We start from the raw sequence: 9,629 nt of genomic DNA, 5'->3' as shown, positions 1-9,629 counted from the left end.
GGAAACGCTCAACACCATGGTCGACCAGCTCAACGCCTTCGCCGGCGAAGTCACCCGCGTCGCGCGCGAGGTCGGCACCGAGGGCAAGCTCGGCGGACAGGCGCAGGTGACGGGCGTCGCCGGCACATGGAAAGACTTGACCGACAACGTCAACTCGATGGCGGGCAACCTTACCGCCCAGGTCCGCAACATCGCCGAGGTGGCAACCGCCATCGCCGGCGGCGACCTCTCGCGCAAGATCACGGTGGACGTGCGCGGCGAGATCCTTCAGCTGAAGGACACGCTGAACACGATGGTCGACCAGCTCAACCGCTTCGCGGGCGAGGTGACGCGCGTGGCGCGCGAGGTCGGCACCGAAGGCCGACTCGGCGGCCAGGCCAACGTGCCCGGCGTCGCCGGCACCTGGAAAGACCTGACCGACAGCGTCAACTCGATGGCGGGCAACCTTACCGCCCAGGTCCGCAACATCGCCGAAGTCACCACCGCCGTGGCGCGCGGCGACTTGTCGCGAAAAATCACCGTGGACGTGAAGGGCGAAATCCTCGAGCTGAAAAACACCATCAACACCATGGTGGACCAGCTCAACGGTTTTGCCGGCGAAGTCACGCGCGTCGCGCGTGAGGTCGGCACCGAAGGCAAGCTCGGCGGCCAGGCCGAAGTGCCCGGCGTCGCCGGCACCTGGAAGGACCTCACCGACAACGTCAACTTCATGGCCTCGAACCTGACGGCGCAGGTCCGCAACATCGCCGAGGTCGCGACCGCGATCGCCGGCGGCGACCTCTCCAAGAAAATCACGGTGGACGTGCGCGGCGAAATCCTGCTGCTCAAGGACACCCTCAACACCATGGTCGAGCAGCTCCGCTCCTTCGCCGCCGAAGTGACGCGCGTGGCGCGCGAGGTCGGCACCGAAGGCCGGCTCGGCGGTCAGGCCGTCGTGCCCGGCGTCGGCGGCACCTGGAAGGACCTCACCGACAACGTCAACCTGCTCGCGGCGAACCTCACCACGCAGGTCCGCAACATCGCCGAGGTCACCACGGCCGTCGCGCGCGGCGACTTGTCCCGCAAGATCACGGTCGACGTGAAGGGCGAAATCCTCGAGCTGAAGAACACCATCAACACCATGGTGGACCAGCTCAATGCGTTTGCCGGCGAAGTCACGCGCGTCGCCCGCGAGGTCGGCACCGAAGGCGAGCTCGGCGGTCAGGCCCAGGTGCCCGGTGTGGCCGGCACCTGGAAGGATCTCACCGACACCGTCAACTTCATGGCGGCGAATTTGACCGAGCAGGTCCGCGGCATCGTCAAGGTGGTGACCGCGGTTGCCAACGGCGATTTGAAACAGAATCTCACCGTGAAATCGAAGGGCGAGGTCGCGGCGCTCGCCGACACCATCAACAACATGACCGAGACGCTCGCGACCTTCGCCGATCAGGTGTCGTCGGTGGCGCGCGAGGTCGGCGTCGAAGGACGGCTGGGCGGCCAGGCCGACGTGCCCGGCGCCGCCGGCACCTGGAAGGACCTGACCGGCAACGTCAACCTGCTGGCGGCCAACCTCACCTCGCAGGTGCGCGCGATCGCGGAAGTTGCGACCGCCGTGACCAAGGGCGACCTCACCCCGTCGATCCAGGTCGATGCCCGCGGCGAGCTCGCCGAGCTGAAAGACAACATCAACACGATGATCACGAACCTCCGTCTCACCACGGACGTGAACACCGAGCAGGACTGGCTGAAAACCAACCTCGCCAAATTCACCAACATGCTCCAGGGCCAGCGCGACCTCGCCACCGTCGGCCGGCTGCTGCTGACCGAGCTGTCGCCGCTGGTGAACGCGCATACCGGCGTGATCTATCAGATCGAGAACGAGGACAATCCGCAACTCCTGCTGCTGGCCTCCTATGCCGGCGACGGTGTCTATCCCTATCAGCGCGTGCTGCCGATCGGCGAAGGCCTGATCGGCCAATGCGCACTCGACCGGCGCCCGCGCGTGATCGCGGACATTCCCTCCGACGTGGTGCCGATCAACTCGGCGCTGCTCCGCGTCGCACCGAAGAACCTCGTGGTGCTGCCGGTCCTGTTCGAAGGCCAGGTCAAGGCTGTGATCGAGCTCGCCTCGCTGACCTCGTTCACGACCTCGCAGATGACGTTCCTGGAGCAGCTCACCGACTCCATCGGCATCGTGCTCAACTCGATCGAGGCGACGATGCAGACCGAAGGCCTGCTCAAGCAGTCGCAGCAGCTCGCCGGCGAACTGCAGACCCAGCAGCGCGAATTGCAGCAGACCAACGACCAGCTCGAGCAGAAGGCGCAGCAGCTCGCCGAGCGCAACGTCGAGGTCGAGCGCAAGAACCAGGAGATCGAACAGGCCCGCCGCGCGCTCGAGGAAAAGGCGACCGAGCTGGCGCTGACGTCCAAGTACAAGTCCGAATTCCTCGCCAATATGAGCCACGAGCTGCGCACGCCGCTGAACTCGATCCTGATCCTGGGACAGCAGCTCACCGACAATCCGGACGGCAACCTCACGGGCAAGCAGGTCGAATTCGCCCGCACCATCCACGGCGCCGGCACCGACCTCTTGAACCTCATCAGCGACATTCTCGACCTCTCCAAGATCGAGTCCGGCACGGTGACGGTCGACGCGGAGGAAATCCTCACCGCAAACCTGCTCGAAACCGTCGGCCGGCCGTTCCGGCACGAGGCGGAGAACCGCAATCTCTCGTTCAAGATCGACGTCGACCCGAACCTCGCGCGCAGCATCGTCACCGACTCCAAGCGCCTGCAGCAGGTCCTGAAGAATCTGCTCTCCAATGCCTTCAAGTTCACCGCCGAAGGCGAAGTCCGCCTGAAGGTCGGCGGCGCGCTCGGCGGCTGGGGAACGGATCACCCGGTGCTGAACTCCGCGCCGGCCGTGATCGCGTTCGAAGTCTCCGATACCGGCATCGGCATTCCCCTCGAGAAGCAGAAGCTGATCTTCGAGGCGTTCCAGCAGGCCGACGCGGGTACCAGCCGAAAATATGGCGGCACCGGCCTTGGCCTTGCCATCAGCCGCGAGCTCGCCAGCCTGCTCGGCGGCGAAATCCACCTGCGCAGCGCGACCGGCAAAGGGTCGACCTTCACGCTCTATCTGCCGCTGAAATATTCAGGGCCGACGCTGGCGCCGCGCAGCGCGTCGCCTGCGCCGCAAGCCTATAATCAGCCACCGGCGTTGCAGTCGCCTTCGACGGCCACCGAGCAGCGCGTCATCGAGCCGATCGCCGACGACCGCCTCAACCTCGAGCCCGGCGACACCATCCTGCTGATCGTCGAGGACGACCCGCATTACGCACGTGTGCTGGTCGACCTCGCGCGCGACAAGGGCTTCAAGGTGCTGGTGGCGGCCCGCGGCGCCGAGGCGCTGGAGCTTGCCAAGCAGTACCAGCCGAGAGCGGTCTCGCTCGACGTGTTCCTGCCTGACATGCTCGGCTGGACCGTGCTGAGCCAGCTCAAGCACAATCCGCTGACGCGCCATATCCCCGTGCAGATCATCACGCTGGATGAGGACCGCCAGCATGCGCTGGCCCGCGGCGCCTTCTCCTTCGTCAACAAGCCGACGACGACCGAAGGCGTTTCGGCCGCGCTGACGCAGATCAAGGAATACGCGCGGCCGCGGCGCAAGCGGCTGCTGATCGTCGAGGACAACGCGGCCGAGCAGCTCTCGATCCGCGAACTGCTGCATCACGACGACATCGAGATCGTCACGACCGACACCGGCGCCGGCGCCCTCTCGACGCTGCGCGAAGCGCCCTGCGATTGCGTGGTGCTCGACCTGCGACTGCCCGACATGAGCGGCTTCGAGGTGCTGGACCAGATCCGCAACGACGAGGCGCTGTCCAACATTCCGGTCGTGGTCTTCACCGGCCGCGAGCTTTCGGCGGAGGAGGACGCGGAACTCCACACCATGGCGCGCAGCATCGTGGTGAAAGGCGTGGAATCGCCGGAGCGACTGCTCGACGAGACCGCGCTGTTCCTGCACCGCGTGATCACGGAACTGCCGGTCGAGAAGCAGCGCATGCTGGAGAAGCTGAACAGTTCCGACGAGGACCTGATCGGCAAGACTGCGCTGCTGGTCGACGACGACGCCCGCAACATCTTCGCCCTGTCGAGCGTACTGGAACGGCGCGGCATGAAGGTGCTGACGGCGACGACCGGCAGGGAAGCGGTGACGCTGGTCGAATCCAATCCGGAAATCGCCATCGTGCTGATGGACATCATGATGCCCCAGATGGATGGCTATCAGACCATCGGCGTGATCCGCGAGAACCCGGCTTTCGCACGCTTGCCTATCATCGCACTGACCGCCAAGGCGATGAAGGGCGATCGCGAGAAATGCCTGGAAGCCGGCGCGTCCGACTACCTCGCCAAACCCGTCAACACCGATCAATTGCTGCTTGCGATCCGCATGTGGCTGCACCGCTAAGCTGGATCCGCTAATGGACCACGAAAAGGTCAACATCCTCCTCGTCGACGACCAGCCCGCCAAGCTGCTCGCCTATGAGGTGATCCTGAAGGAGCTCGGCGAGAACCTCGTGATCGCCTCGTCGGGCCGCGAGGCGCTGGAAGTGCTGCTCAAGACCGAGATCGCGGTGATCCTGGTCGACGTCTGCATGCCCGAGCTCGACGGCTTCGAGCTCGCCGCGATGATCCGCGAGCATCCGCGTTTCCAGAAGACCGCGATGATCTTCATCTCGGCAATTCAAGTGAGCGACATCGACCGCTTGCGCGGCTACGAGATGGGCGCCGTGGACTACGTCCCGGTGCCGGTCGTGCCGGAGGTGCTGCGTGCCAAGGTCAAGGTATTTGCCGAGCTCTACCGCAAGACCCGCGAGCTCGAGCGGCTGAACCAGGATCTCGAAGACCGCGTGCGTGCGCGCACCGCCGAGCTGGAGAACTCCACCGCAAAGCTGCGCGAGAGCGAGGAGCGGCGCAGCATGGCGATTGCCGCCGGCAAGATGGGCTCCTGGGACTGGGACTGGATCAGCGGCGACTGGATGTGGGACGAGGGCCAGTATCGCATCTTTGGCGTCGGCCCCGAGAGCTTCGAGGTCAACCCGGCCAACGTTCAGGCCCTGCTGCATCCCGACGACGTCGATCAGCTGCGCAAGGCCGTCGCCGAGTTCAACAAGGGCACGCGCGCCTATGAGACGGAATTCCGCATCGTGCGGCCCGACGGCGATGTCCGCTGGTGCGTCGGCACGGCCGCCGCCACGGCCGACGATAGCGGCCGGGTGGTGCGCGTGAGCGGCGTCACCGTGGACATCACCGAACGCAAGCGGGCCGAGGAACGGCAGAATCTGCTGGCGCGGGAAGTCGATCATCGCGCCAAGAACGCGCTGGCGTTGGCGCAGTCGATCGTGCGCCTCACCCGTGCCGACGAGGTCAAGGCCTACGTCAATGCCGTCGAGGGGCGCATCAATGCGCTCGCGCGCGTGCACACGATCCTGTCGCTGTCGAGCTGGCAGGGCGCCGAACTCTCGAAGCTGATCGACGAGGAGCTCGCGCCCTACTCGCTCGGCGGCCAGATCAAGCTGGCAGGCCCTGAGGTTCAGTTGCTGCCGGCGACTGCCCAGACATTGGCGCTGGCGCTACACGAGCTTTTCACCAACTCGGCCAAATACGGTGCGCTCTCGACGCGGTCGGGTCGGCTGATGATCGGCTGGCAGGTCGCGGAGGACCACCTCTCACTGAGCTGGGAGGAATCCGGCGGTCCGTTGGTGAGGACGCCGAAGTCTCGCGGCTTCGGCACGCGGAGCCTGCTTGCGAGCGTCGAGTCCCAGCTTGGCGGACAGGCGCAATTCGATTGGCGGGCCGAGGGTCTGTTGTGCCGTCTGGAGGTGCCGCTGATCCGCAAGACCGCGGCGACGCCGACCGCAACGGGTAAATTCGACGCCGCCAGCGCCGCCGAGTTGCAGCGCGCATCCGGTTAGCCGGACGCCGCCGTCTTGATCGGCTGCGCCGATCGCGGTTCGCGCGCGATCCGTCCTTCGAGCCAGGCTTCTGTTCGGGCGAGATCACCCAACGCCTTCGCATAGCGACGTGCCGCACTGCGCTCCGCGCCCCGCGGCAGCTTGCGCGCCTTGCGCAGCATGTCGGCCGCCGCGTTTCGATAGGCCAGCGAGCGATAGAGAAAGACAACCTTACCCATATCGAATGTTCCCGTGTTGATGCCGTTTATCCTCGCAAGCCCGGCATGAACGCTGGATGAAGCCGCGGATGACAATTCCTTCATGGGGATGGAACCCCATGATCAGCGCGCGCGTTTGAATGCGAATCGAGGGCCGGTTCCATGCGCGCGAAAAAGTCGCCCAAGAAGTCGCCGAGCCTGATCTCTCCCACCGGCGTCATCAAGCTCGTGACGCATACGATGATGGGGGCAGCTCTCGGGCTCGGATTCGGTCTCGCGCTCAGCCTGTCTAATCCGTCGGTCGCCAATCTGCTGAATCACGGCGGAAACCAGGCCGTTATCGTCTTCGTCCTCACATTGGTGACGACTTTCGCGATCGGTGCAACACTCACCGGCATCGTGTTCATCCTTGCCGAGGACAAGGAATTTTGAAGCGCGCGTGAAGCCTGCGCGCATGCTTTGTTGGGAACTCCCGCGATGACCAGCAGTTGGCTGCCTGCGTCAATTTAACTCAGGGAGTTCCCGCGCATGAAGACGACCAAGCTCGCTCTCGCCATGATGTTGGCAACCGGCCTCGCGGCCGCACCGTTCGCCGCGCAGGCCAAGTCGCACAAGGCGAAACATGATTCCACGACACCGTCCTCGCAGACGACGGGCGCCAATACCAAATCGAAGAGCCCCGATGCTTCCGGTCAAGGCGGCTCCGGCCCCGGCTCGGACCAGGGCGGCACCATGACCAAGGGCACGAGCACCGCCAAATAGGCGCACTGCCGTTCATCGAAGGCCCCGTTACCGCGGGGCCTTCTTGCTTTGGCGGTTCGATACAATCCAGCGCCACATCATCGGGGACGCTCTCTGGCCGCGTCTGATGTCGACGATGCTAAGTCCGCGCGCCCGCGGAATTCGTCTTCACAAGCTGGTCGAGTTGCGCCCGCTTGCGTCCAATCAGGAGCTGGGCCGCGGCGTCATCGAGACCCTCGCGCTGCAATTGCCTGATGGCTGAGCCCAGTTCGAGAATCTCGGCGCGCAGCCTCAGGATCCGGTACGTGTCCGGGTCTTCCTCCACTGCGCGCTCCCAAAATTCTCAGCGGCGCACGATGGCGCGCACGGGATCACTGGCCTTCTTCAGCGCACGAAGACGGACACGATGACGAACATCCGGCAGGACATCGCCACCACCGGCCGCCTTCCACTCGCCGATCAGCAGGTTGATTTTCCGGCGCAGATCCATCTGCGCCAGGGCCTTGTCTGTGCAGTCGCGGTCGCGGTTGACGAGGTCGCGGACGGACGCCTCGATATCGGCCATCTCCAGCCTCAAGGCACTGATTTTACGTCGAATTTCATTAATTCTGTTGTCCATGGCTTGTTAGAACAAAATAAGAACATATAGTCAAGTCACGATTTCAGAAAGGAGCGGCCAGATGCAGGTTCAAGGTAAATACGACGCCCGGGCTTTCCTCAGCGAGCAGATGACTCGCGCGCAAGGCTTGAAGTTGAGGCGACTGAGCGAGGAGGCCTATCAGCCCGCGCAATACAATCGCGATCTGTCCTTCACGGAAGCCGCGCGCCGCATCCAGGTGCTCGAGGCGGAGATCGAACTGGCGAACTCGTTCTGAGGCAGCACAGCCGGCGCATTTGGAACGTTGCGTCACCGATCCGGTTCTCTCCCCCAGCCAAGGGAGAGAGACGATGGCACGCAAGGCAACGAAGCGCCGCTACTCGCCCAGCGCCGGCAGTGATGTCGCGCGCGAGATGCGACGCTACAAGAAGGGCACCGCGAAAAGCGGGCCGGGCGGTCGTGGCGGGCGCGTGAAGAGCCGCAAGCAGGCGATTGCGATTGCCCTGTCGGAAGCGCGCGCGAAGGGCAAGAAAGTCCCGAAGAAGGCTTCGAAGCGAAAGACAGCCAAGAAAAAGACTTCCAAGAAGAAGACAGCCAAAAAGACAAAGGCGAAGCGGAAATCCAGCAATCGCTGACGCGGCTCGCCGTCAGATCATGCTGCCCGGCATGAAGCAGCGGATCGCAATCCCGAACGCGGTCTTGACCGGCCAAACCATGGTGCGCCCCGCCCGGTTCGGCTCGGTGATGACAGCCTCATCCGGCACGTCCACCCACTGCCCGTCGAGACGAACGCGGTAGTGCCCGTCATGCGATTCCCAATCGGGATCCGAGACGGCAAATCCGTCGGCGTCGGAGCAGCACGGGCCGAGGTGGCTGCGCAGGCTGTCGAACCAGGGTTTCAGGGGAGAGTTGGCGTAGCGGCCATCGTCGCGCCCGAGGGCGCTTCCAGTCGTCAGCACGATTGGCGCCGCCAGCAGCGCATATCTCAGCGAGAGCTTCAATCGATCCATGTCGGCACCGATCAAATACGAACCTCCGGTTCCACAAGACGGCCGGACGTTCGAAGTTCCACTGCTGCAACCCGCTCCAGCGTCGTCATTGACGCCAAAGCCCAACACGCGATTCCAAAAGTGTGACGGGCGAACGCGGCTTTTTCGGACGAACCCGTCATCATTGCTGCCGTTAACGAGAATGTTATCGGCGGCCTGTGGGTATCTCGGATGCGAATGAGAAAAGGCGGCCTGAGGCCGCCTTTTGGATTTGCGCGGGAAGAGCTCGACCTACGCGAGCGGCACCGCAACGAACCGGGTCGCCTCCGCGCTTCTGACCTGCAACAGCACGCTGTTCTTGCCGGACGATTTGGCCTGGGCCAGCTCGGAGCGGACGTCGCCGACATTGGCGACAGCCTTGCCGCCAACATTGAGGATGACGTCGCCGGTCTGGATGCCGCGCTGCGCCGCCGGTCCTTGCGGATCGACTTCAGTGACGACGACGCCCTTTTGGCCGGCGCCCTGCACGTCGCCGGCCGGCGCCAGGCTGAGACCGAGGCGCGGCGTACCGTTGCCCGGCTGCGCCCTGCCCTCATCGGCCTTTCCGTTTCCCTGGGCCTGCCGCTCGTTCGGGAGCTCGCCGAGGGCGAGCGTGACCGTCTTGGCGTCGCCCTTGTGGACGACGTCGAGCTTCACGGACGTGCCCGGCGCCAGCGTGGCGATGGTACGGGCGAGATCGCGGGAGTCCTTGATCGCGGTGCCGTTGACAGCCGTGATGACGTCGCCCGCCTCGATGCCGGCCTTGGCGGCCGGGCCGCCATCCTGCGGGTTGTCGACGATCGCGCCGCGCGCCTCCTTCAGTCCGAGGCTGTCGGCAATGTCAGCCGTCACCGGCTGCACCTGCACGCCGAGCCAGCCGCGGGTGACCGCGCCCTTGTCCTTCAACTGCGCGACGACGAGCTTCGCGGTCGTGGACGGAATGTCGAAGCCGATGCCGACCGAGCCGCCCGAGGGCGAGAAGATCGCGGTGTTCACGCCGATCACGTTGCCGTTCATGTCGAAGGCCGGCCCGCCGGAATTGCCCTTGTTGATCGGCGCGTCGATCTGGATGAAGTCGTCATAGGGTCCGTTGCCGATGTCGCGGCCG

General features: G+C 64.7%; 11 protein-coding genes. 6 read left to right on the top strand and 5 right to left on the bottom strand.

All coding sequences use genetic code 11. The annotated features are described in order from the left end of the window. Together PMI42_RS37040 and PMI42_RS37035 are read left to right on the top strand one after the other, a co-directional pair. Positions 1–4,450: response regulator (locus PMI42_RS37040; protein WP_008145121.1), on the top strand; the 4,450-nt coding region annotated here is incomplete at its 5' end. A 13-nt stretch (positions 4,451–4,463) separates the two neighbouring features. Continuing rightward, a complete protein-coding gene (locus PMI42_RS37035) occupies positions 4,464–5,957 on the top strand; it encodes an HWE histidine kinase domain-containing protein (protein ID WP_008145119.1) in 1,494 nt (497 codons plus the stop codon). Here the strand turns inward: PMI42_RS37035 and PMI42_RS37030 are convergent. Further along, on the bottom strand, positions 5,954–6,259 hold the full coding sequence (locus PMI42_RS37030; RefSeq protein WP_240535323.1) for a hypothetical protein: 306 nt from the start codon (positions 6,257–6,259) through the stop codon (positions 5,954–5,956). The genes PMI42_RS37035 and PMI42_RS37030 overlap by 4 nt on opposite strands. Before the next feature lie 57 nt (positions 6,260–6,316). Here PMI42_RS37030 and PMI42_RS37025 point away from each other — a divergent pair, with 57 nt between their 5' ends. Together PMI42_RS37025 and PMI42_RS37020 are read left to right on the top strand one after the other, a co-directional pair. Then, on the top strand, positions 6,317–6,586 hold the full coding sequence (locus PMI42_RS37025; protein ID WP_008145115.1) for a hypothetical protein: 270 nt from the start codon (positions 6,317–6,319) through the stop codon (positions 6,584–6,586). Positions 6,587–6,682: 96 nt separating this feature from the next. Beyond that, positions 6,683–6,916, top strand: a complete 234-nt coding sequence (locus PMI42_RS37020) for a hypothetical protein (RefSeq protein WP_008145113.1) — start codon at positions 6,683–6,685, stop codon at positions 6,914–6,916. 118 nt (positions 6,917–7,034) lie between these two features. Here the strand turns inward: PMI42_RS37020 and PMI42_RS39840 are convergent, their stop codons facing one another. Both PMI42_RS39840 and PMI42_RS39835 read right to left on the bottom strand, forming a co-directional pair. Beyond that, the gene (locus PMI42_RS39840; protein ID WP_008145110.1) at positions 7,035–7,220 is read right to left on the bottom strand and encodes a hypothetical protein; all 186 of its coding nucleotides are present in this window, start codon (positions 7,218–7,220) and stop codon (positions 7,035–7,037) included. Between the two features lie 18 nt (positions 7,221–7,238). Continuing rightward, positions 7,239–7,460, bottom strand: coding sequence for a hypothetical protein (locus tag PMI42_RS39835; protein WP_008145109.1), 222 nt, complete (start codon positions 7,458–7,460; stop codon positions 7,239–7,241). 115 nt (positions 7,461–7,575) lie between these two features. Here PMI42_RS39835 and PMI42_RS39580 point away from each other — a divergent pair, with 115 nt between their 5' ends. Beyond that, positions 7,576–7,770 (top strand): DUF3072 domain-containing protein, encoded by a 195-nt coding sequence (locus PMI42_RS39580; protein ID WP_008145107.1) that lies wholly within the window; start codon positions 7,576–7,578, stop codon positions 7,768–7,770. A gap of 73 nt (positions 7,771–7,843) precedes the next feature. Beyond that, positions 7,844–8,128 (top strand): DUF6496 domain-containing protein, encoded by a 285-nt coding sequence (locus PMI42_RS37000; protein ID WP_008145104.1) that lies wholly within the window; start codon positions 7,844–7,846, stop codon positions 8,126–8,128. 12 nt (positions 8,129–8,140) lie between these two features. On the opposite strand, the gene PMI42_RS36995 is transcribed toward PMI42_RS37000, so the two are convergent. Beyond that, on the bottom strand, positions 8,141–8,503 hold the full coding sequence (locus tag PMI42_RS36995) for a hypothetical protein (protein WP_035968102.1): 363 nt from the start codon (positions 8,501–8,503) through the stop codon (positions 8,141–8,143). Positions 8,504–8,773: 270 nt separating this feature from the next. Then, positions 8,774–9,629, bottom strand: an 856-nt coding sequence (locus PMI42_RS36990; RefSeq protein ID WP_008145100.1) for a PDZ domain-containing protein, incomplete at its 5' end; no start/stop codon positions are given.

The organism is Bradyrhizobium sp. YR681, assembly GCF_000282615.1.
Lineage (GTDB): Bacteria > Pseudomonadota > Alphaproteobacteria > Rhizobiales > Xanthobacteraceae > Bradyrhizobium.
The sequence above is the reverse complement of the archived record's forward strand: the minus strand, read 5'-3'. Positions and strand labels throughout refer to the sequence as shown.

Coding starts and splice junctions, on each gene's coding strand:
- PMI42_RS37000 (WP_008145104.1), top strand. CDS start 7,844: ATGGCACGCAAGGCAACGAAGCGCCGCTACTCGCCCAGCGCCGGCAGT.
- PMI42_RS37020 (WP_008145113.1), top strand. CDS start 6,683: ATGAAGACGACCAAGCTCGCTCTCGCCATGATGTTGGCAACCGGCCTC.
- PMI42_RS39580 (WP_008145107.1), top strand. CDS start 7,576: ATGCAGGTTCAAGGTAAATACGACGCCCGGGCTTTCCTCAGCGAGCAG.
- PMI42_RS37030 (WP_240535323.1), bottom strand. CDS start 6,259: ATGAAGGAATTGTCATCCGCGGCTTCATCCAGCGTTCATGCCGGGCTT.
- PMI42_RS39835 (WP_008145109.1), bottom strand. CDS start 7,460: ATGGCCGATATCGAGGCGTCCGTCCGCGACCTCGTCAACCGCGACCGC.
- PMI42_RS37035 (WP_008145119.1), top strand. CDS start 4,464: ATGGACCACGAAAAGGTCAACATCCTCCTCGTCGACGACCAGCCCGCC.
- PMI42_RS37025 (WP_008145115.1), top strand. CDS start 6,317: ATGCGCGCGAAAAAGTCGCCCAAGAAGTCGCCGAGCCTGATCTCTCCC.
- PMI42_RS36995 (WP_035968102.1), bottom strand. CDS start 8,503: ATGGATCGATTGAAGCTCTCGCTGAGATATGCGCTGCTGGCGGCGCCA.